21 protein-coding genes and 1 pseudogene are annotated in these 20,121 nt (G+C 73.0%); 15 read left to right on the forward strand and 7 right to left on the reverse strand.

The window, feature by feature from the left end:
• Nucleotides 1–640 precede the first annotated feature (640 nt).
• From ACFV9M_RS39650 to ACFV9M_RS39665, 4 genes are all read left to right on the forward strand, one after another.
• The gene (locus ACFV9M_RS39650; RefSeq protein WP_385102697.1) at nt 641–1,990 is read left to right on the forward strand and encodes a protein kinase; all 1,350 of its coding nucleotides are present in this window, start codon (nt 641–643) and stop codon (nt 1,988–1,990) included.
• Between the two features lie 282 nt (nt 1,991–2,272).
• Entirely contained in the window at nt 2,273–3,880 is a 1,608-nt protein-coding gene (locus ACFV9M_RS39655) for a PP2C family protein-serine/threonine phosphatase (RefSeq protein WP_385077985.1), read from the forward strand.
• Complete coding sequence (locus tag ACFV9M_RS39660; protein ID WP_385077982.1) at nt 3,877–4,968, forward strand: B12-binding domain-containing protein; 1,092 nt, start codon at nt 3,877–3,879, stop codon at nt 4,966–4,968. Before ACFV9M_RS39655 ends, ACFV9M_RS39660 begins: the two co-directional genes overlap by 4 nt.
• A complete protein-coding gene (locus ACFV9M_RS39665; protein ID WP_385077979.1) occupies nt 4,965–5,375 on the forward strand; it encodes an STAS domain-containing protein in 411 nt (136 codons plus the stop codon). Before ACFV9M_RS39660 ends, ACFV9M_RS39665 begins: the two co-directional genes overlap by 4 nt.
• Nucleotides 5,376–5,404: 29 nt before the next feature.
• On the opposite strand, the gene ACFV9M_RS39670 is transcribed toward ACFV9M_RS39665, so the two are convergent.
• Nucleotides 5,405–5,770: an ATP-binding protein gene (locus ACFV9M_RS39670; RefSeq protein ID WP_385077988.1), complete on the reverse strand. Its 366-nt coding sequence runs from the start codon at nt 5,768–5,770 to the stop codon at nt 5,405–5,407.
• A gap of 416 nt (nt 5,771–6,186) precedes the next feature.
• Entirely contained in the window at nt 6,187–6,750 is a 564-nt protein-coding gene (locus ACFV9M_RS39675; RefSeq protein WP_385077977.1) for a Dps family protein, read from the reverse strand.
• 386 nt (nt 6,751–7,136) lie between these two features.
• Between ACFV9M_RS39675 and ACFV9M_RS39680 the strand changes: the two are divergent.
• The 7 genes and pseudogenes from ACFV9M_RS39680 to ACFV9M_RS39710 all read left to right on the forward strand — a co-directional run bounded on the left by ACFV9M_RS39680 (nt 7,137) and on the right by ACFV9M_RS39710 (nt 13,834).
• A pseudogene (locus tag ACFV9M_RS39680) lies at nt 7,137–8,320 on the forward strand (aminotransferase class V-fold PLP-dependent enzyme).
• Between the two features lie 111 nt (nt 8,321–8,431).
• A complete protein-coding gene (locus ACFV9M_RS39685) occupies nt 8,432–9,241 on the forward strand; it encodes an MEDS domain-containing protein (RefSeq protein WP_385077975.1) in 810 nt (269 codons plus the stop codon).
• Nucleotides 9,238–10,194, forward strand: a complete 957-nt coding sequence (locus ACFV9M_RS39690; protein ID WP_385077972.1) for an anti-sigma factor RsbA family regulatory protein — start codon at nt 9,238–9,240, stop codon at nt 10,192–10,194. Before ACFV9M_RS39685 ends, ACFV9M_RS39690 begins: the two co-directional genes overlap by 4 nt.
• Before the next feature lie 322 nt (nt 10,195–10,516).
• Nucleotides 10,517–10,900: a hypothetical protein gene (locus ACFV9M_RS39695; RefSeq protein ID WP_385077969.1), complete on the forward strand. Its 384-nt coding sequence runs from the start codon at nt 10,517–10,519 to the stop codon at nt 10,898–10,900.
• A 183-nt stretch (nt 10,901–11,083) separates the two neighbouring features.
• A complete protein-coding gene (gene htpG / locus ACFV9M_RS39700) occupies nt 11,084–13,021 on the forward strand; it encodes a molecular chaperone HtpG (RefSeq protein WP_385077966.1) in 1,938 nt (645 codons plus the stop codon).
• 219 nt (nt 13,022–13,240) lie between these two features.
• Entirely contained in the window at nt 13,241–13,483 is a 243-nt protein-coding gene (locus ACFV9M_RS39705) for a DUF2945 domain-containing protein (RefSeq protein ID WP_385077964.1), read from the forward strand.
• Between the two features lie 6 nt (nt 13,484–13,489).
• The gene (locus ACFV9M_RS39710; protein WP_385077962.1) at nt 13,490–13,834 is read left to right on the forward strand and encodes a DUF3140 domain-containing protein; all 345 of its coding nucleotides are present in this window, start codon (nt 13,490–13,492) and stop codon (nt 13,832–13,834) included.
• Between the two features lie 38 nt (nt 13,835–13,872).
• Here the strand turns inward: ACFV9M_RS39710 and ACFV9M_RS39715 are convergent, their stop codons facing one another.
• Nucleotides 13,873–14,781: an SDR family oxidoreductase gene (locus ACFV9M_RS39715; RefSeq protein ID WP_385077960.1), complete on the reverse strand. Its 909-nt coding sequence runs from the start codon at nt 14,779–14,781 to the stop codon at nt 13,873–13,875.
• Nucleotides 14,782–15,120: 339 nt separating this feature from the next.
• Between ACFV9M_RS39715 and ACFV9M_RS39720 the strand changes: the two genes are divergently transcribed.
• A complete protein-coding gene (locus ACFV9M_RS39720; RefSeq protein WP_385077957.1) occupies nt 15,121–16,113 on the forward strand; it encodes a glycoside hydrolase family 11 protein in 993 nt (330 codons plus the stop codon).
• A 115-nt stretch (nt 16,114–16,228) separates the two neighbouring features.
• Here the strand turns inward: ACFV9M_RS39720 and ACFV9M_RS39725 are convergent, their stop codons facing one another.
• Complete coding sequence (locus tag ACFV9M_RS39725; protein ID WP_385077954.1) at nt 16,229–16,513, reverse strand: DUF4190 domain-containing protein; 285 nt, start codon at nt 16,511–16,513, stop codon at nt 16,229–16,231.
• A 290-nt stretch (nt 16,514–16,803) separates the two neighbouring features.
• Between ACFV9M_RS39725 and ACFV9M_RS39730 the strand changes: the two genes are divergently transcribed.
• Entirely contained in the window at nt 16,804–17,118 is a 315-nt protein-coding gene (locus ACFV9M_RS39730; RefSeq protein ID WP_385077953.1) for a DUF3253 domain-containing protein, read from the forward strand.
• A 14-nt stretch (nt 17,119–17,132) separates the two neighbouring features.
• Here ACFV9M_RS39730 and ACFV9M_RS39735 read toward each other — a convergent pair whose 3' ends face one another.
• On the reverse strand, nt 17,133–17,528 hold the full coding sequence (locus ACFV9M_RS39735; protein ID WP_385077951.1) for an STAS domain-containing protein: 396 nt from the start codon (nt 17,526–17,528) through the stop codon (nt 17,133–17,135).
• Nucleotides 17,529–17,766: 238 nt separating this feature from the next.
• Here ACFV9M_RS39735 and ACFV9M_RS39740 point away from each other — a divergent pair, with 238 nt between their 5' ends.
• Nucleotides 17,767–18,264, forward strand: coding sequence for a DUF2975 domain-containing protein (locus ACFV9M_RS39740; protein ID WP_385077949.1), 498 nt, complete (start codon nt 17,767–17,769; stop codon nt 18,262–18,264).
• A complete protein-coding gene (locus ACFV9M_RS39745; RefSeq protein ID WP_385077946.1) occupies nt 18,264–18,485 on the forward strand; it encodes a helix-turn-helix domain-containing protein in 222 nt (73 codons plus the stop codon). The genes ACFV9M_RS39740 and ACFV9M_RS39745 overlap by 1 nt, the downstream gene beginning before the upstream one ends.
• 164 nt (nt 18,486–18,649) lie before the next feature.
• On the opposite strand, the gene ACFV9M_RS39750 is transcribed toward ACFV9M_RS39745, so the two are convergent.
• Together ACFV9M_RS39750 and ACFV9M_RS39755 are read right to left on the reverse strand one after the other, a co-directional pair.
• The gene (locus tag ACFV9M_RS39750) at nt 18,650–18,964 is read right to left on the reverse strand and encodes a hypothetical protein (protein WP_385077943.1); all 315 of its coding nucleotides are present in this window, start codon (nt 18,962–18,964) and stop codon (nt 18,650–18,652) included.
• Nucleotides 18,965–19,335: 371 nt separating this feature from the next.
• Nucleotides 19,336–19,920, reverse strand: a complete 585-nt coding sequence (locus tag ACFV9M_RS39755; protein WP_385077941.1) for a hypothetical protein — start codon at nt 19,918–19,920, stop codon at nt 19,336–19,338.
• Between the last annotated feature and the right edge of the window lie 201 nt (nt 19,921–20,121).

Consider the following 20,121-nt stretch of genomic DNA (forward strand, 5'->3'; position numbering starts at 1 on the left):
GACCAGAGGAGTGGCGGCCGTCGAGGAACTCGTCATCCTCGCCGGCGTCTGGATCGCGGTCTCCGCCTACACGGTCCACTTCGCGGCCGCCCGCGGTCTCTGGGCCTCCGCCTGCGGTCTCTGGGCCTTCGCCTGCGGTCTCTGGGCCTCCGCCCGCGGTCTCTGGGCCTTCGCGCCGCGGTCCCTGGGCCTTCGCCTGCGGTCTCTGGGCCGGCGCCTGCGGTCCCCGGGGCCTCCGCGCCGCAGTCCTTCGTCTGCGGTCCCTGGGCCTCCGCGCTGCGGTCCCCGAGCTTCCGTCCGCGGTCCCCCGGGACCCCGGCCGGGGTCCGCAGTCCCCGAGCCCCGACCCCGGCCGGCCGGGCGTGACGGCCGGGCAGGCGGGTACCCGAGGCCTCATGGCGGGCGGCCGCGGCACGACGACGCCCCGCGCGGCACGACCCGTGGACGTCACCTCGCCCGGACCCGCCCGCCGTCCCCGCCGGAGCCCCGGCATTCACCGGATCCACGGATCCACGGCCGTCCACGAATCCACGGCCGTCCACGGATTCACGGATCCACCGCCGTCCACGGACCCACGGATCCACCGCCGTCCACACCCGTCCCTTGGGGGGAACACATGCCGGTACGCCCATGGCCTTCGGTGCCGGAACCCCTCGGCGGACGCGTCCTGGCGGGCCGTTACCGGGTGGACGCCCCGCTCGGCCGGGGCGGTGCCGCCGACGTCCACGAGGCGTTCGACCTGCGGCTCGGACGCCCGGTGGCGGTGAAGCTCCTCAGGGGCGGCGAGGCACAGGCGGAGAAACGCTTCAGCGATGAGGCGCTGCTGCTGGCCCGGCTCCACCACCCCGGACTCGTCACCGTCTACGACGTCGGCCGCGACGAGAACCTGCCCTTTCTCGTCATGCAGCTCGTCCGGGGCTCCACGCTGCGCGCCCGCATCGCCGCGGGACGGCTGACCCCCGCCGCCGTGTGCGCCCTCGGCGCGGACCTGGCGACGGCGCTCGCCCATGTGCACGCCGCCGGAGTGGTGCACCGCGACGTCAAGCCGTCCAACATCCTCCTCGACGAGCAGGACGCCCCGCACCTGACCGACTTCGGCATCTCCCGGCGGATCGACGACAGCGCCCGTACCGCGACCGGAGTGCTGGTGGGCACGGCGGCGTACCTGGCCCCCGAACAGGTCACCGGTGACGGGACGGGCCCCGCCGTGGACGTGTACGCCCTCGGGCTGACGCTGCTGGAGTGCCTCAAGGGCGAACTGGAGTACCCCGGTGTCCCCTTGGAGGCGGCGATGGCCCGCCTCCACCGACGGCCGGCCGTTCCCGCCGGTCTCGACGGGGAACTGGCCGGTCTGGCCGGTCTGCTGGAGGCCATGACCGCCTTCGACACATGCGGTCGCCCCGACGCCCTCACGTGCGCCCGGGCGCTGACGGCCCTGGAGACGGCCGCGACACCCGCCGGGCGTCCGTCGGGGCAGCACCGGGGCGGCCGGCGGGTGGGGGAGCGGGCCGCGACCGCGTTCCGCTCCCGCTTCGGCCGGCCCGCGCGGGCGGCCGGCGCCGGGCACCGGGGCCCCGCCGTCCGGCGGCCGGGCCGGCGCACGCCGGCGGCCGCCGGCGCCGCGCTGCTCGCCGCCCTGCTGGGCGTCTCCCTCTCCGGATCCGCCGCCGCAGGATCCGCCGCCGGCGACCTGCCCGACCACGACGCCGACCCCGGGGCCGGCAGCGCCGCGGCGGCCCGCGAGTCCGTTCCGGCCGTCCCGTCGAGCCGTACCTCCGTGTCCCGGGGCGGTGACGGCGCGTCGGAACCGGCCCCGGGAAACCGCCGGACCGCCGGTGACCGAGTGCCGGACACCCGGACCCGGACGCCGGGCCCCGCCCCCGCGCACACCGCCCGGACACGGCCCGCGGCGGAGAAGGGCCGGCCCGCCGGCGGGGCGGAGACACCCCGCGGACAGGTCCCGCGGCAAGGGCACGGCCAGGGCCGGTGACCAGGGACGCCTTGCCCGTACGCGACCGCCGCCGGGGGGAGGCGTGTGGTGTACCGGGAGGCGGGGCGGATTCGTGTACAACGCGTCACGAGGTTGCGCGGGCCGTACCGAGTACGAGACGGTTGTCGAAGGTCAACAGTTTCGAGCTGCAGAGAGGGGGTGGGGTGCGCACCATGCGTTCCCCTGCTTGTGATTCCTTCGCCTGGCCCCCCTGCCCGTCCGCACGGCGGCGCCGCGAGCGTCGGCGCGTCGTGGAATAGCGCTCCCTACCCGGTCCTCGTCGTGGGCCGCGACGGGGGCGTCGTCGAGATCAACGAAGCCGCACGCACCCTCTTCCCCGACGCGTCCGGGGGCGACTGGTTCGAGCGGACCGCCCCACGCTGGCTGTCCGACGCGCACCACCGACTGAGCCGGTCCGGCACGGACGCCCGGTCCCCGCACCCCGCGTCGGGCGCGATCACCGGACGCACCTTCCAGGCCCATCCCACCGCCGGCCCCGGCGAACACGGCGACGTGGTGTGGTGGCTGGTGGAGGACACCGACCTCCGGCACACCGAGCAGGCCCTCAAGGACTCCCAGGACCGGGCCGCCGTCCTCGCCGAGGTCTCCAGCGCCCTCCTGTCGTCCCTGAACGTCGACCACTGTCTCGAGGTGACCGCCCGCATGGCAGCCCGTCACATCGCGGATGCCGCCGTCATCGTCGCCCCGGCCCAGGGACGCCACCACCCGCTGACGTACGCCGAGAGCGGCGGCCCCGTCACCCAGACGATGCGGCTGATCGACACCGGGGAGGTGCCCGGACTGACCGAGGCGATCCAGGGGTTCCCGCCCGTGCCGGCCCGCTGGATCAGCCCCGACGACATCCCCGACTGGGCGATCCCGCCCGGCTTCACCGGTCCCATCGGCTCCGTCATCGTCACCCCGCTGCCCGGGCACGGCGTCCCGGCCGGCGCACTCGTCCTGCTGCGGTCCAGCAGCCAACGGGCGTTCAACGAGGGCGAGGAGGTCTTCGCGCGGCTGTTCGCCGCCCGCGCGGGAGCCGCCCTCTCCGCGGCCCGCCTCTACGCCGAGCAGTCCTCCATCACCGCGGTGCTGATGCGTGAACTGCTCCCCCCGACGCTGCGGCACGTCAACGGAGTGGGCTACGCCGGCCGCTACCGCGCCGCCCGCGACCACGAACGCGTCGGCGGCGACTTCTACGACGTCCACCCCGGCACTGACCCCTCGCAGGAGACGTTCGTCGTCCTGGGCGACGTCGCCGGCAAGGGCCTGGAGGCCGCCGTGCTCACCGGCAAGATCCGCAGCGTCCTCCAGGCCCTGCTGCCGCTGGCCGGCGACCACCAGCAGGTCCTCACCCTGCTCAACGACGCCCTGCTGAACTCCCACCACACCCGGTTCGCCACCCTGGTCCTCGCCTCCGCCCGGCGCCGCGCCGGACAGGTCCACCTGCGGCTGACCAGCGCCGGCCACCTGCCGCCGCTGATCGTGCGGCGGCACGGACAGGTGGAGGAGGCCGACACCTCCGGCCAGCTGATCGGCGCCATCCCCCGGGCACGCGCCCGCACCGCGCGCGCCGTACTGGCCCCGGGCGAGACATGCCTGCTCTACACCGACGGCATCACCGAGGCCCGTGGCGGCCCCCTCGGCGACCAGCTGTACGGGGAGCGCAGGCTGCGCGAGGCGCTCGCCGCCTGCGCGCGGATGCCCGCGGAGGCCGTCGTCGAACGCGTACAGATGCTCGTCGCCCAGTGGCTGGGCCCGGGTCCGCACGACGACATGGCCACCCTCGCCATCACCAACCCCATGAGCGGCCGGGGGCCGCTCCACCTCGTCGACGGACACACCCGGACAGCCGCCGCACACGGCGGGAGCGGAAAGGACGGCGCATGACAGGTGGCCGAACGGCCGACCACCAGGTGTCCCGGCTGCGGGACCGGCTGTGGGCGGCGGCTCTGGACGCCGACGAGACAGGCGCGATCGACGTGGTGAGCGCGGCCGCGCGGGACGGGTGGCCCGCCGAGAGCCTGCTCCTCGACGTCATCGCGGCCGTGCAGCGGCGGGTGGGTGAGGAATGGGCGGCCGGCCGGATCACCGTGGCCGACGAACATGTGGCCACCGCCATCAACGACCGCGCCGTGGCGGCGCTCGCCCGGCGCCCGCCGCCGCGGTCGGGGACGAGACCCCGGGTGACGGTGGCCTGCGTGGACGGGGAGTGGCACGCCCTGCCGGCCCGTCTGGTGGCGGAGACCCTCAGGGGCCGGGGCTGGCAGGTGGACTTCCTCGGCGCGCACGTACCGACACCCCACCTGATCGCCCATCTGCACGCCACCGGACCCGAGGCCGTCCTGCTGTCGGCGTCGATCCCCACCCATCTGCCCACCGCCCACGCGGCGCTGACCGCCTGTCAGTCGATAGGGGTACCCGTCCTGGCGGGCGGTGCCGCGTTCGGCCCCGACGGCCGTCAGGCCCGCGCCGTCCGCGCGGACGCCTGGGCACGGGACGCCAGGGACGCCGCCGACCTGCTCGACGCCGGCATCGAGGCGCGGCAGGCCTTCGTGCCGCGGCACCAGGTCGACGACCTGCCCCATCTGGCCGACCAGGAGTACACGTTCGTCACCCGCAACCGGTCGTCCCTGGTCAAACAGGCGCTGCACGACCTGGAGGAGCGGTACCCGGCCATGCGGTCGTACACCCCCGCCCAGCACGAGCGCACCGCCGAGGACCTCTGCCACATCCTCGACTTCCTGGCCACCGCGCTGTACTTCGACGACCCGGACATCTTCGGCAGGTTCGTCGCCTGGACGGCCGGCATCCTCACCGTCCGCCGGGTGCCCGTCGACGCGCTGCGGCTCGGCCTGACCGTGCTCACCGGACACCTGCACGACTTCCCGCGCGCCCAGAGTTTCCTGAAGGAGACGGCCGCCACCCTCGACCACCCTCCCTCCCCCTCGGTCCCCGGCACAGGAACACCCGCATGAGCACGCACCCCTCCTTCCACGTCACCACGCGGGCCTCCCGCCCGGGCGCCCTCACCGTCGCGATCGGCGGCGAACTCGACTACGACACGAGCGGTTTGTTCCTCGCCCTGGTGACGGGCGCCCTCGACGCGCACGCCCGGGAACACGGAGCCGCACCGCGTGACCTGCGCCTGGACTGCGCGGCGCTGACCGTGCTCGACTCCACGGGGCTGTCCGCGCTGCTGATGCTCCGCCGGCGCACGCACCCGGAGGGGATCGCCCTGCACCTCGACAACCGGCCCGCCCACCTGGTGCGCATGCTGGACGTCACCGGCACCGCCGACCATCTCACCGGCCGGTCCTGCGACGCCTCACCGCCGCTCGCCGGGCGGCACGCCGACGAGTCGGGCACCGCCCCCGCGACCTGACCCACCCGAAGGGCGCGGGCCCGTCCGGATCAGGACGCGGCGGGCGACGGCCGGAAGCACGCGGTGACCGTCTTGCCGTGCGGGCAGGGACGGGTCTCCCAGCTGTCGGCCAGCGCGTCGACGAGCAGCATGCCGCGTCCGCCGATGCGTTCCGTACTGGGCGGACGCGGGGTCGGCAGGTCGGCCGACGCGTCGTGGACGGAGATGTGCAGGCAGCGGCTGTCCCAGGCCAGGACCAGTTGAGCGCTGCTGCGCGCGTGCCGGTGGGCGTTGGTGACCAGTTCGGAGACGGTGAGCAGGACGGCGTCCACCGTCTCCGGGTCGCTGCTGGTCCAGCCCAGGGTGTCGAGATGTCGGCGGGCCCAGTCGCGAGCCTCCTTGACGGTGCTGTCCATCGGCAGTGCGCGGGCCCAGCCCACGGCCCGTACCGCTGATCCGTCCACGGTGTTCCCCTTCCCGATCGGTGCCGCTGAGGCAGCGACGACCGTCCGCCGCCGAGGCAGCGTCTACCCGCCGAAAGCGGGGTGAAGCCGTACGGCCCGGCTGTAAAGGGGCGGGCGGCGGCCCCTGGGGGAGCGCACGCACGGCCGACGCACGCACCCCGCACGCCGACGGGCTCCGGCCGGGCCGCGAAGCACCCGTGACGGGCGCGCGGCGGGGGAGCGCGGCGATCCGCCGCCCGCGGCCGGGCCCCCGGGCGACGCTGAGCCGGTCGCCGTCGGGAGCCGGCCCGCGGGCGCGCCCGTACGGCGGTGAGCCGCTCCCCGTATCCCACTCGGCCCGGCCCGGCCCGGCGCCCCGTGGTGTCCGCTCAGCCCAGTTCTGCGCCCCGCGCCGCCGCTTCCTTCTCGGTGCCGGCGTCGGCCGTCGCCAGAGTGCCGCTGCTGCTCTCGAGGTGCGCTCGGACGAACCACTGGAACTGCTCCAGGTCCCTCAGCTGCTCGATCAGCAGGTCCTCGGTCGCGGGGTCGATCTCGCCGACCTCCTTGATCGCGTTCCGGACGTCCTCGATGAGGCCCGTGTAGACCAGGTCCAGGGCGCCGAGGTGCGCGATCGCGTCGTCCCGCCCGATGGAGTAGTCCTGCCAGCTCCGCTCCTCCACCAGGGCGCCGGGCGTACCCTGGGCGACGCCGCCCAGCGCGGCGATGCGCTCCGCCACGTCGTCCGCCATGTCCCGGACGCGGTCCACCTGGGGGTCGACCATCTCGTGCACGGCGATGAAGTGGGGGCCCACCACGTTCCAGTGCACGTGCTTCAGCGTGAGGTGCAGGTCGTTCAGGGCGTGCAGGCGCAGCCGCAGCACGCCGATGAGCCGGCCGGCCGCCTCCCGCTCGATGCCCGGGACGGTGTACTTGGGGGTCAGGTTCTTCGCCATCGGCGCAGCTCCTTCACGGTCGGATGCGGTGGTCGGTGCCCTGGTGCCCCGTCCGCGCGCCGGCAGACCTGTGACGCGCGTCCCGTGCCGGCTCGGACGCCGTCCCGTCCCCGTCCCGTCCCCACGGCAGGACCCCGCCGGCTGCGAGGACACCGCTGCCGCCTCGTTGTCGTGACCGCGCGTCAAGGCCGCCGGGTCCAGGCGCCATCACCGTCAGGAGTCACATGACCGACCCCGAGACCCGCACCACGGACCGTGCCGGGGGCCGTGCCGGGGGTCGTGCGGGGGGCCGTGCGGGGGCCCGCCCCGCGCCCTGCCCCGCGCCCCACCCCCTGCTTCTGCCCGACGGACGGCCCGCCGCCCTGGCCTGGAGCCTCGACCCCGGCATGCTGCACCTCAACCACGGTTCCTTCGGCGCCGTCCCCAGGGTGGCGCAGGAACGGCAGGAAGCGCTGCGCACCGAGACCGAACGCGCACCGGTCAAGTGGTTCGGGGACCTCCCCGAACGCGTCGCCGCCGTCCGGGCCGGCCTCGCCGGCCACCTGCGCGTCGACCCCGATGACCTGGCTCTCGTCCCGAACGCGGGCGCCGGGGTCGGCATCGTGTACGCCGCCCTCGCCGCGCGGCCCGGAGGCGACATCGTCGTCACCGACCACGGATACGGCGCCGTCACCATGGGCGCGGAGCGGCTCGCCCGGCGCTGGGGCACACGCGTGCGCACCGCCGCGTGCCGCTCGCGGCCGGCGCCACCGAGGCGTACGAGGCCGTGCTGGCCGAGGTGGACGACGGCGTGGCGCTCATCGTCCTCGACCAGATCACCTCGGCGACGGCCCGCCGCATGCCGGTCGAGCGCGTCGGGGCCGAGGCGGCCCGGCGCGGCATCCCTCTTCTCGTCGACGGCGCGCACGCCCCCGGACTCCTCGCCGCGCCGCTGGACGGCCTGGTGTGCGACGCCTGGGTCGGCAACCTGCACAAGTGGGCGTGCGCCCCGCGCGGTACGGCGGCGCTCGTCGCCCGCGGCCCGCTGCGCGCCGGCCTCCACCCGCTGATCGGCTCCTGGAACGCGGACGAACCCTTCCCCGCGCGGTTCGACGAGCAGGGCACCCTCGACGCCACGAGCTGGCCGGCCGCGCCCACGGCACTGGACTTCATCGGCTCCGCCCGGGGCTGGGACACCGCCCGCCGCTACATGGACGACCTGGCGGACTACGGCGCCCGTGTCGTCGCAGCCGCCCTCGGCACACCGGACGGCCCGGCGGCCGCGGCCGATGTCGGCATGCCGGTACCGGGCATGCGACTGGTCCCGCTGCCCGACGGTCTCGCGGCCACCCGGATCGAGGCCGACGCGCTGCGCGACCGGGCGGTCGCCGAGCTGGGCGCCGAGACCGCCTTCACAAGCTTCGCGGGCACCGGATACCTGCGCCTGTCCGCCCACGTCTACAACACCCCCGACGACTACGAACGCTTCGCCGACTTCTGCGCCCCCGCCGTCCTCGGGTGGGCCCGCGAGGCCCGCGAGGCCCGCGCGGCGCGTGCCGACCGGACGGACCGGAACCCGGCGGCACGGTAGGCGGCAGACGGCAGACGGCAGACGGCGAGGGGGGGGCAGACGGCGAGGGGGGCAGGCAGCGGGGACGCCCCCGGAGGGCGGCGGCCAGGGCGCGAGTAAGGTGAAGGAGTGATGAGGGGAGCACCGGTGAGAGCGGCGCGCAGCCTGGCGACGCTGGACGAGGTCGAGAGCGGCGATCACCTCTGTCAGCTCCTGGAGCCCGCCGACAACGTCGTCGAACGCAGCCGTGCCTTCGTGGCGGACGGGGCGCTCTTCGGCGACAAGGTCGTCATCGTCGGCGCCGGCGGCGGACCCGCCCGGCAACTCCCCGACACGCCGGCGCCCGTGGTGCTCGATCCGGCCGTGCTGGAGGGCTCGTTGCTGGCCGCGGTGCGCCGCGAGGCGGCGAGCGTCGGACGCGAGGGCTATCGCGCCCTGCGGATCCTGCGCCACGTGACGGCCGGCCACGACGGCGCCCGGCCGGACTCCATGCTCCAGAGCGAACTGGATCTGGAGGAGTTCGCCGCCGACAGCGGCGCCATGGTGCTGTGCACCTACCGGCCGGCCGACTGGGACCCTCCCACGCTCGACCAGGTCAGATGCGTGCATCCGCACCATGTGGGCAGTCGGCCCGCAGCACCCGAGTTCCGGGTGTACCGCACCGGAGAGGGTCACTGGACGGTGAACGGAGTGATCGACTCCGACGGTGCCGCGGCGTTCGGCGCGGTGCTGCGCAGCCTGCTCACCCACGCCCCGACCGTGCGGCTAATCTGCCACGACCTGGAGTTCTTCGACGCGGCGGGCATGAGCGCGCTGGCCGACGCCGCCAGGTGCCTGCCCGGCCGCGTGGTGATCCTCGAGGGGGCCAACGACATAGTGCGGCGGTGCTGGGAGCTCTCCGGCTTCGCCGCGCCCGAGGTACCGGTGGTGATCGCGCCATGACCGACCGGTTGTCGCAGGACACCGCCGCCCCGGCCACCGGGTACCGGCACGAGCTGTACCCGTACCGGGGCCGCGAGGAGTTTCTGGACGGCACGCTCGGCTTCATCCAGGAAGCGCTCGACGGCGACGAGGCGGTGGTCGTGGCCGTCCCGCACGAGAAGGTGTCGCTGCTGCGCGCCGAACTCCCCGAGCTGTCGACCGTCCGCTTCGTCGACACAGGATCCGTCGCCCACCACCCCGGACGCCTCATCGACGCCTGGCAGCGGTGGATCCAGGAGCACGCGGCGGACGGCCGCCCCGTCCGGGGCATCGGCGAGTCCCCCTGGGACGACGCGCGCAGCCGCGCCGAGATCCAGGAACTCCACTACCACGAGTGGCTGCTCAACAAGGCCTTCGCCGACAGCCCCGCCTGGTGGCTGCTGTGCCCCTACGACACCGACGGCCTGTACGCCGACCTCAAGACGATGTCGCGCTGCCACCCCGAGGTCCGCAGGAACGGCCGCTCGCACCCCTACGACGGCTTCGACCCGGAGGCGGCCTACCCGTTCGAGTCGCTGGCCCCGCCCTGCGACCCGTACGACGAACTGCGGTACCGGCAGGGCGACATGGCCGCGGTACGCGCCAAGATCGCCGAGTGCGCCCGGCGGCACGGTCTCGACGCGCTGCGGCTGCGGGAGCTGCACGTCGCCGCCACGGAGATCGCCGCGAACAGCGTCCAGCACGGCGGCGGCGAGGGCTCCCTGCGGACCTGGGCCGACGACGACCGCCTGATCTGCGAGTTCCACGACCGCGGGTACATCGACGACCCCCTCGCGGGGCGGAGCAGACCCCGCGGCGCCCAGGCCGGCGGCCGCGGGTTGTGGCTGGCCCACCAGCTGTGCGACCTCGTCGAGATCCGCTCCACCCCCGAGGACGGCACGACCGTCCGCCTGCACACCGCGCTGCGCGTCTGAGCACCATCGGGGTGCGCGCGAGAACGTCGGAACATTTTCAGCGGTGTGCAGCAAAATGCCTGACCAATGTCGGTGCTGTGCACGAGAATGACGGGAAGAGAGATCAACACCGGCCCGAACGGGTAAGCGGTGTCGAGTACCCCTTCCCGGAAAGGCCACAGCGATGCCGCTCACCCTCGATCAGGTCCAGCCCCTCCCCTCCGCCGCCCCCGACGCCCAGCGCTCCACCTGTTCCCTCCAACGCCGCCGCGAACCCGCCCGACCCGCGGGGCGCCTGCCGGCTCCCCGCACTCCACCGGGCCGTCGGCCCGACGGCGGTGGCGTGGGCCGGAGCCCCGCCGGGGAGGCCCCCGGGCCGTTCCCCGTGCGTTCCTCGCCCTCGTTCCGCTCGCCCGAGGCGGAGGTCCTGCGGATACTCTCCGACAGCCGCACCACCGTGTTCGCGACCGAGTACGCGAGCGGACGCCGGCGGTACAGCTACTGGCGGCCGGTCGACTCCGACTCCGGTCGCGGCGGCTGCTACGTCGCCCTGCCGACCGATGTGTGCGAGCAGTTGCGCGCCACCGGCCGCATCGCGCTCAGCGAGCCCGTCCACGACCCGTCGAAGACCACCTACCGCGTCAGGTCGGCCCGCCCGACGGTGGGGTCGGCCCGCCCGACGGTGGGTTCGGCATGGACCGCGCGCCCCCGTGACCGCGCCGCCTGACCGGGGCGTACGCCCGGCGGCCGCGGGCGCCCGTTCGCATCCGCACGGACCCGTTCGCATCCGCACGGACCCGTTCGCATCCGCACGGACCCGTCCGGATCCGTGCGGATGCGGTGACCGGCTGATCTACAGTGCTGCCGTCAGTCAGTTCTGCACGTCGGGGACGGAGAGGTAGTCACGACCATGCCGACCGAAACGTTTGAGTTCCAGGTGGAGGCCCGTCAGCTCCTCCAACTGATGATCCACTCGATCTACTCGAACAAGGATGTCTTCCTGCGTGAGCTCGTCTCCAACGCCTCCGACGCGTTGGACAAGCTGCGCCTCGAGTCCCTGCGGGACGACACGCTGGACGCCGACGTGTCCGACCTGCATATCGAGATCGAGGCCGACGGCGACGCCCGCACGCTCACCGTGCGGGACAACGGCATCGGGATGTCGTACGACGAGGTCTCCCGGCTCATCGGCACGATCGCCAACTCGGGCACGGCCGCGTTCCTGGAGGAGCTGCGGCAGGCCGAGGACGCCGGCGCCGCGGAGGGGCTCATCGGGCAGTTCGGCGTCGGTTTCTACTCCGGTTTCATGGTGGCGGACGAGATCGTCCTGGTGACCCGGCGGGCCGGCGAGAGCCAGGGCACGCGCTGGTCGTCGCGCGGTGAGGGCACGTACACGCTGGAGACGGTCGACGAGGCCCCCCAGGGCACCGCCATCACCCTGCACCTCAAGCCGGCCGACCCCGACAACCAGCTCCACGACTACACCTCCCCGTGGAAGATCCGGGAGATCGTCAAGCGCTACTCCGACTTCATCACCTGGCCCGTCCGGATGGTCCCCCAGCAGCGCACCGCGGCGGACGGCGGCGACGGGGACGGCGGCGACGAGCACGGCGGCACACCGCCCGAGCCCGAGACGCTGAACTCCATGAAGGCCCTGTGGGCCCGGTCCCGCGACGAGGTGACGGACGAGGAGTACCACGAGCTCTACAAGCACATCAGCCACGACTGGACGGACCCCCTGGAGACCATCCGGCTCCAGGCGGAGGGCACCTTCGAGTACCAGGCCCTGCTGTTCCTCCCCGCGCACGCCCCGCACGACCTGTCCACCCAGGGCTACAAGCGGGGCCTCCAGCTGTACGTCAGGCGCGTCTTCATCATGGACGACTGCGAGGCGCTGCTGCCGCCGTACCTGCGGTTCGTCAAGGGTGTCGTCGACGCCCAGGACCTCTCGCTCAACGTCTCCCGCGAGATCCTCCAGCAGGACCGGCACATCCAGCTGATGCACCGCCGGCTGGCGAAGAAGGTCCTCTCCTCGGTCAAGGACATGATCGCCGCGGCTCCCGACCGGTACGCGACGTTCTGGCGGGAGTTCGGTGCCGTCCTGAAGGAGGGACTGGTCACCGACACGGAGAACCGCGACACGCTCCTCGCCGTCTCGTCGTTCGCGACCACGCACCACGACACCGAGCCGACGACGCTGCGGCAGTACGTGGAGCGGATGAAGGACGGTCAGGACACCATCTACTACATGACGGGCGAGTCCCGCGCGGGCATCGAGAACTCGCCGCACATGGAGGCCTTCCGGGCCAAGGGCATCGAGGTCCTGCTGCTCACCGACCCGGTCGACGAGGTGTGGACCGACGCGGTCGGCGAGTACGAGGGCAAGCAGTTGCGGTCCGTGGTCAAGGGCGAGATCGACCTCGACTCCGACGGGGAGACGGAGTCCGGGGAGGACCGCGAGAAGCAGGGCGAGGAGTACGCCGGCCTGCTCGACTGGATGAGGGAACGGCTCGGCGAGGAGATCAAGGACGTACGCCTGTCCTCCCGCCTCACCGTCTCCCCGGCCTGCCTGGTCTCCGACACCCACGACCTGACGCCGGCGCTGGAGAACCTGTACCGCGCGATGGGCCAGGAGGTACCCCGCACCCGGCGCATCCTGGAGCTGAACCCCGGCCACACCCTGGTCAAGGGGCTCAACGAGGCGTTCAGGGACGGCAGGGACCGTACCGCCCTCGCGGAGAGCGCGGAGCTGCTGCACGGCCTCGCGCTGCTGGCCGAGGGAGGCCGGCCGGCCGAGCCCGCGAGGTTCGTGCAGCTGCTGGCGGACCGCCTGGAGCGGGCGCTGTAGGACCCCGGCGGTGCGGACGGTGCCTCGGTGGCAGGCAGCCGTCCGCACCGCCGACGTGCGTGCGGACGTGCGTGCGGACGAGCGTCCGGGGCCGTCGTCGTGCCCGTCCCGCCGTCCCGTCGTCCCGCCGTGGTGCCGGTCCCGACGTGCGGGCCGCGGGGGCAGGCCGCAGGGTGGTGCGCAGGGGGCGTCGCACCGGAGTCCGTGAGGAGTACGACCATGGCGAAGGACAGTTCCCGGAAGAAGGATCCCAAGAAGGAGCCGGCCAAGGGCGACAAGGTCGCCTGGAGCAGTCACGGCAGCGAGACCACGGGCACCGTGGAGAAGAAGATCACCAAGCGGACGAAGGCCGCCGGCCGCACGGTGGACGCGTCCCCGGAGGAGCCCCAGTACGAGGTCCGCAGCGACAAGTCCGGCCGCTCGGCCGTGCACAAGCCGTCCGCGCTCAAGAAGAAGAAGTGAGGCCCGGTGCCGTCCGACGACGACCGGCGTGAGACCTGGGACGACTTCCGGGAACTGGTCAACATGACGCCGTCCGAGCTGGAGAAGTGGCTGGCCTCCGACCCATCGCGGGAGGCGGGGCAGCACAAGGACGGCGGCGAGTCCACCGGGCACGCCTCGGGCCGCAGGATCGTCTCCATCCTCCGCACGAAGAAGGGCGATCTGTCCGACGAGGACTACGCCCATATGCGCAAGGTGATCGGTTACATCCGGCGGCACTCGGCGCAGCGGCCGTCGGGGGACGTCGAGGACTCGCGCTGGCGGCACTCGCTGATGAACTGGGGCCACGACCCGCTGGCCAAGGGGTCGTGACCGGTCGTCGTGACCGGTCACGACCGGTCTGGCACTGCTCAGGGCAGCGGTGTGCCGCCGGTGGCGTTGAGGATCTCCGCGGTGACGAAGCTCGCGTCCTGTGAGGCGAGGTAGACGTAGGCGGGCGCCAGCTCGGCCGGCTGCGCGGGCCGGCCCAGCGGGCTCTGCTTGCCGAACTCGGCGGTGTCGGGCATGGTCGCGGGGATCAGCGGCGTCCACACCGGTCCCGGCGCGACCGCGTTCACGCGGATGCCCCGGTCGGCGACCATCTGGGCGAGCCCCTGGGTGAACGTGACGATCGCGCCCTTCGTCGTCGCGTAGTCCAGCAGGTGGGGGCTGGGCTTGTAGGCCTGGACCGACGTGGTGTTGATGATGCTTCCGCCCTCCGGGATGTGCGGCAGGGCGAACTTCGTCAGCCAGAACATGCCGTAGAGGTTCGTCCTCATCACCCGGTCGAACTGCTCGGTCGTGATGGCCTCGATGCCGTCCGGCTGCGACATCTGGTACGCGGCGTTGTTCACCAGGACGTCGAGGGTGCCGAACTCGGCGACGGCCCGGTCGATCAGCGCCCGGCAGGCGTCCTCCTCACGGATGTCGCACGACACGGCGACCGCCTTGCGTCCGGCGTCCTCCACCAGGCGTGACGTCTCGCGCGCGTCGTCCTCCTCCGCGCCGAGGTAGGTGAAGAGCACATCGGCTCCCTCGCGGGCGAAGGCCAGCGCCACCGCCCGGCCGATTCCCGAGTCCCCGCCCGTGATCACCGTCTTGCGGCCCTCCAGGCGGCCGGAACCCCGGTAGGAGTCCTCGCCGTGGTCCGGCGGCGGGTCCATGGGGCCGGTCCAGCCGGGATGCGGCTGGTCCTGCTGCGGGAAGTCGGGACGCGGGTGCTGCGTGGTCGGGTCCTGCCGGGTGTCCCGCTCACCCCCGGTGTTCGGCTCGTCCGTCACGTCGGCCTCCTGTCGGTCGGTGGTTCGCGCGGAGACCGGGTTCCCCGGCCGGGACCGGCCGAACAGAGCGCATCGGGCGGAGAAGCACTTCGGAAAAATTCCGAATGTTTCGAAGCACTTCACTCAAGAGTCGATCTTGTATTTCCGTGCGCACGGCGGGCGCTCTGTTCGGTCGACCGTTCACACCGCCTGAACAGCGCGAATACTGATAACGAGCCACCCCCCGACAGGCGAATGTTTCGAAAGTCTCGCCGAAACTGTTGACTGTTGACGGGGTCAGATCAACACTTTCGACCGCGAAGCCCGCCCGTCCCCGTCCTTCGAGGAGGAAGCACGGACATGAACACGTACGCCGAACGCAGAGGCAGCGGTCGCGGTCGCCGCGCACCCCTGGTCCGGAGTGTCTGGGTCACCGCGTTGGCCGCGGTGCTCGCGCTGCTCCTGCCGAGCGCCGCGAGCGCCGACACGGTCATCACCACGAACCAGACCGGTACCGACAACGGCTACTACTACTCGTTCTGGACCGACGCGCCCGGAACGGTCTCCATGAACCTGAGCTCCGGCGGCGCTTACAGCACCCAGTGGAGCAACACGGGGAACTTCGTCGCCGGCAAGGGCTGGAGCAACGGCGGCCGCAGGAGCGTCACCTACTCGGGCACCTTCAACCCGTCCGGCAACGCCTACCTGGCCCTGTACGGATGGACGTCGAACCCGCTCGTGGAGTACTACATCGTCGACAACTGGGGCACCTACCGGCCCACGGGAACGCTCATGGGTACCGTCACCAGCGACGGCGGCACCTACGACATTTATCGGACGACGCGGTACAACGCCCCATCCGTGGAGGGCACCAAGACCTTCGACCAGTACTGGAGCGTCCGGCAGTCGAAGCGGACGGGCGGCACCATCACCACCGGCAACCACTTCGACGCCTGGGCGCGTGCCGGGATGACCCTGGGCAGCTTCAACTACTACATGATCATGGCCACCGAGGGCTACCAGAGCAGCGGCAGCTCCAGCATCACCGTGGGCGACGCCGGTTCGGGCGGTGGTGGTGGGGGAAGCACCGGTTGCACCGCGACCCTGTCCGCGGGCCAGCAGTGGAGTGACCGGTACAACCTCAATGTCTCGGTCTCCGGTTCCAGCAACTGGACGGTGACGATGAACGTGCCGTCCCCGGCGAAGATTCTCTCCACCTGGAACATCAGCGCCAGTTACCCCAGTGCGCAGGTGCTGACCGCCAAGCCCGACGGCAGCGGGAACAACTGGGGCGTGACCGTCCAGCACAACGGCAACTGGACCTGGCCCACGGTCTCCTGCGGCACCGCCTGATCCCGCATCCCGCGGACCGACGGCCGGACGACGTCCCGAGGGGGACACGACGCGGGGCCGTACCCGGCGCGACGCGCCCGGTACGGCCCCGCGATCGTCTGTGCGGCGCCCGGCGTCAGCCGCCCACGTACCAGCTGAACCCGCTGTTGCCGGCGGCGACGGCGAGGAAGGTCACCCAGAGGACCACGTCGACGACGCCCAGGACGATGCCGGCCTTCGCCATTCCGGCGCCGTTCCCCGCCGCCGCCTGCCGCAGCGCGACGGCGCCGAAGACGATCGCCAGCGGGCCGAGGACGATGTTCAGGAGAAAGAGTCCGATGATGCCGCAGCAGAGACTCGCGATCGCCAGGCCGTTCGTGCGCGAGGTGGAAGCGGCAGAGGGGCTGCCGTAACTCGTCATCGGAAACTCCCGGTTGACGTCTGTACCGTCCGAACGGTCCGAACGGTCCGAACGGTCCGCTCTTTTCGTACCTTTCACCTGACCGTCCGGATGCCCCTTCGTGGCGTACTCATGTCAACGGGCCGTCACCTTGCGGCCGGCGGTGCCCACGGCCCGGGCGGCTGCCCGAGGTGCGCGAGCGGCTGCCCGACGTGCGCGGCGGGCCGTACGGGCGGACCGTGGTGGCAGGTCACCGGTGCGCGGGGAGGTGCCGAGGCCCCGGTCCGCGAGAGGGAGAAGGGAGAGGGACCGTGTCCGATGTCGAGGCCGAGCTGGCCCGTTCGATTCTCGAGCTGCTGTCCCGGCGCACACCCGGGGCGTCCATCTGTCCGTCGGAGGCTGCCCGGGCCGTCTGTCCGGGCGACGGCGAGGACTGGCGCGCGCTCATGGAGCCCACCCGCAGGGCGGCCCGTCGGCTCGCGGCCGAGGGGCTCGTCGAGATCACGCGGGGCGGGCACGTCGTCGACCCGTCCGAGGGCGGAGGGCCGCTGCGCATACGGCGCGCCCCCTGGCGGGACGGGGTGTCCGCGTCCGGTTCCTCCCCGTGCCGTCTTCCGCCCCGGTGACGCGGCCTCGTGCGTCAGGCGGTGTCCGCGGGCGGCAGGTGGGGGCGGGCGGCGCGACCGGAGGACCGCTGGAGTTCCCGCACCGCGACGGTCGCCTCTGCCAGGGTCTCCGTCGTGACGAGGAACTGCTCGATCCCGAGGATCTGCAGCATCCGCCGCACATGCTCCGCGGGGCCCACCAGAACGAGCGCGCCGCCCTCGGCGTCCAGGCGACGCCAGAAGCCGAGCAGTGTGCTCACGCCGCTGGAGTCCAGGGTCTCGGTGGACGACGCGTTCAGGATCAGATAGCGGCAGCCGGCGGACAGGAGGCGGTGCCCGGCCGAGGAGATCGCCGGGCTGGTGTCGAAGTCGACCTCCTCGGGCAGATCGGCGATCACTACCGGCCCCTGGTCGTGGACGACCTGCAGCATCCGACCTCCTCGGCGTCGACCGACAACTCCTGCGCCCGTGCGGACGGGTCCGGTCAGGACCGGCCACCCGCCCGCATTATGCGCCTACCCGGAGTCCTCACGAGGACGCTTGCGGCTTTCGACCCGGTTCCCCCGGGTAACACGCCGCGACCCCGGCAGGTGACCGAGGGAGCACCTCGCTTGCCGTACCTATCGAATATCGATAGATTCCCATCGTTGCTCGATTATGGGAGGGGCTATGGGAAAGCTCACGGTGCTCGCTCTGCGTGCCGTGCTCGGCGTACTGCTCGCCGGCTCGGTGTTCGTACAGGCGGTGATGGTGCCGCTGCTCGCCATCGACCTGGAGGGGCTCAAGGCGGACGTGGCGTACCTGCGCACCCCGCTCCTCGTCATCGTGGTGCTGGGTGTCCTCGCCCTGGAGGTCGTCCTGGTCTGCGTGTGGCGGCTGGTGACGATGGTGCGGCGCGGCACGGTCTTCTCCGACGCCGCGTTCCGCTACGTCGACATCGTGACCGGCGCGTTCGTCGCGGCAGCGCTGCTCGTGTTCGCGCTGGCGGTCGTCCTGGCGCCGGGGGAGGCCGTCGCCCCGGGCGTGGTCCTCCTCGTGTGCGGGACGTCCCTCGCGGTCCTGGGGGTCGCGCTCATCGTGCTCGTGCTGCGGATGCTGCTCGCGCAGGCCGTCGCCCGCGACGTCGAGGCGTCCCGGATGCAGGCCGAGCTCGCCGAGGTGATCTGATGCCGATCGTCGTCGACATCGACGTGATGCTGGCCAGGCGCAAGATGTCCGTGGGTGAGCTGGCGGAGCGCGTCGGCATCACCCCGGCCAACCTCGCGGTGCTCAAGAACGGCCGCGCCAAGGCGGTGCGCTTCACCACGCTCGCCGCGCTCTGCGAAGTGCTCGCATGCCAGCCGGGCGACCTGCTGCGCTGGGAGGCCGAGGACGGCGCGGACGGATGACTCCGGCCGCGCCGCCCCGCCCGTGCCGACAGGCGGGGCGGTCCCGTCCGTACCGGCAGGAGGCGTGGCCCCTCCCGTGCCGTCAGGGGAGGGGGCCCCTCCCGTGCCGTCAGGGGAGGGGTGGTCCCGCCCGTGCCGGCAGCCGGGAACGGCGGTCGCCCGGCCTACGAGGGCCGGACCTCCTCGTACGCGGCGCAGGGGAAGGGCGCCGGCTGCGGGACGGCCGGCCGGCCGCCGCCGTCCGCGCCGGCGCCCACGCGCTCGCGCCTGCCGCCGCGTTCGTCCTCGGACATGTGCCACAGCTGCCACGTCGTCCACAGCAGCAGGGTCAGCAGCGCCGCCAGAATCAGCAGTTGGAACACCGTCTGCCGGGCCGATCCGCTGCCCTGGACCACCGTCAGCAGCAGGGCGGCGCCCCACAGCGCCGTCCCCGTCGCGTAGGCGGTCCTGAGCCGCCGGAGTTGACTTGCCCCACCCATCGTCGTCCTCTCGCGAAGTGCCGGTGAACAACCCCGGTACCCGCATCGAGCGGTCTCACCGCCCCGACCCGGCACGAGGGACGGAAAGAGAACGCGTGAGGCAGGTGTGAAGTGCCCCGGCCGGGGCAGACGGGACGACGTCGGAGAGAAGCGGGGCGGCGCTGCCTGGGGAGGTCTGCGCCGCCCCGTCGCCGTGCTCCCGTCGCCGCCCGCCCGTGACGTGGGCGAACCGTGCTCACGTCGCACAGGGCGCGTCGCACGCGGCGCGCCGCACCGGCCGGCTCTACGCGGCGACCCGCGCGGCCTCCGGCAGCGGCTGACCGCCCGCCGGCGGGTGCCTGTCCGGACGCCCGCCGACCGGAGGCACGGCCTCAGCGGGTGCTGCCCCAGGAGTGGGCGACGTCGATGACGAGGTGGTCGGCCAGGCGCAGCACCCGGAACGGCAGCCGGGCGCGCACCCCCAGTCCGATCTGCGTGTCACCCTCGAAGCTGCCGACGAACCTGGCGTCGCGGAAGGTGCCGTAGCCGGTGAGGTCCACGCCCGGCAGGGGCTGTCCCGACGACGCACCGGGGTAGGTCGCCTCGCCGGTCTCCGGGTCGTACGCGGGCGCGTGCACCCGCACCTCCAGGACGGCTCCGCCGCCGACCGGGACGGGGTGGCCCGATCCGTCCTGGTGGATCTGGTCGACGTAGCCGACGGAGAAGCCCAGGCCGTCGGCGCTCGCGCCGGGGACGTCGACGACCATCCGGTCGTAACAGTCGTGGCGGCCGGTCCGCACGTCCCGCACCGACTGCGCCGTCGAGGCGGTGAACGCCTTGTCGAGGCTGCCCCAGCCGGTGGGGCAGGCGGCGACCTGCGAAGCGGCGGCCGGCGCGGCCTGCGCCGGTACCGCGGCCACACCCAGTGCGGCGGTCATGAGGGCGGCCATCGCCCCTACGGTTGTGCTGCGCACCATGATCTCCCCCGAAGAGTCCAAGTGACTGATGTCAGGTGAGACAGTCCGGCGCATCCGATGGTTGCACGGCGTCCGGGCGAGACGGCCGCACGGCGGACGGAAGAACGCGGGCCGGGCCGCCACGGGGAGGTGTCGTGGCGGCCCGGGCGGCTATCGCGGCGGGCATGTCAGGCCAGGCCGCCGGTGGTCTTCCTGCGGCGG

The sequence above is a fragment of the Streptomyces sp. NPDC059895 genome (genome assembly GCF_042731035.1).
Classification (GTDB): domain Bacteria; phylum Actinomycetota; class Actinomycetes; order Streptomycetales; family Streptomycetaceae; genus Streptomyces.

Coding starts and splice junctions, on each gene's coding strand:
- htpG (WP_385077966.1), top strand. CDS start 11,084: ATGCCGACCGAAACGTTTGAGTTCCAGGTGGAGGCCCGTCAGCTCCTC.
- ACFV9M_RS39705 (WP_385077964.1), top strand. CDS start 13,241: ATGGCGAAGGACAGTTCCCGGAAGAAGGATCCCAAGAAGGAGCCGGCC.
- ACFV9M_RS39740 (WP_385077949.1), top strand. CDS start 17,767: ATGGGAAAGCTCACGGTGCTCGCTCTGCGTGCCGTGCTCGGCGTACTG.
- ACFV9M_RS39735 (WP_385077951.1), bottom strand. CDS start 17,528: ATGCTGCAGGTCGTCCACGACCAGGGGCCGGTAGTGATCGCCGATCTG.
- ACFV9M_RS39725 (WP_385077954.1), bottom strand. CDS start 16,513: ATGACGAGTTACGGCAGCCCCTCTGCCGCTTCCACCTCGCGCACGAAC.
- ACFV9M_RS39675 (WP_385077977.1), bottom strand. CDS start 6,750: ATGGCGAAGAACCTGACCCCCAAGTACACCGTCCCGGGCATCGAGCGG.
- ACFV9M_RS39745 (WP_385077946.1), top strand. CDS start 18,264: ATGCCGATCGTCGTCGACATCGACGTGATGCTGGCCAGGCGCAAGATG.
- ACFV9M_RS39755 (WP_385077941.1), bottom strand. CDS start 19,920: ATGGTGCGCAGCACAACCGTAGGGGCGATGGCCGCCCTCATGACCGCC.
- ACFV9M_RS39660 (WP_385077982.1), top strand. CDS start 3,877: ATGACAGGTGGCCGAACGGCCGACCACCAGGTGTCCCGGCTGCGGGAC.
- ACFV9M_RS39690 (WP_385077972.1), top strand. CDS start 9,238: ATGACCGACCGGTTGTCGCAGGACACCGCCGCCCCGGCCACCGGGTAC.
- ACFV9M_RS39720 (WP_385077957.1), top strand. CDS start 15,121: ATGAACACGTACGCCGAACGCAGAGGCAGCGGTCGCGGTCGCCGCGCA.
- ACFV9M_RS39670 (WP_385077988.1), bottom strand. CDS start 5,770: ATGGACAGCACCGTCAAGGAGGCTCGCGACTGGGCCCGCCGACATCTC.
- ACFV9M_RS39750 (WP_385077943.1), bottom strand. CDS start 18,964: ATGGGTGGGGCAAGTCAACTCCGGCGGCTCAGGACCGCCTACGCGACG.
- ACFV9M_RS39685 (WP_385077975.1), top strand. CDS start 8,432: ATGAGGGGAGCACCGGTGAGAGCGGCGCGCAGCCTGGCGACGCTGGAC.
- ACFV9M_RS39665 (WP_385077979.1), top strand. CDS start 4,965: ATGAGCACGCACCCCTCCTTCCACGTCACCACGCGGGCCTCCCGCCCG.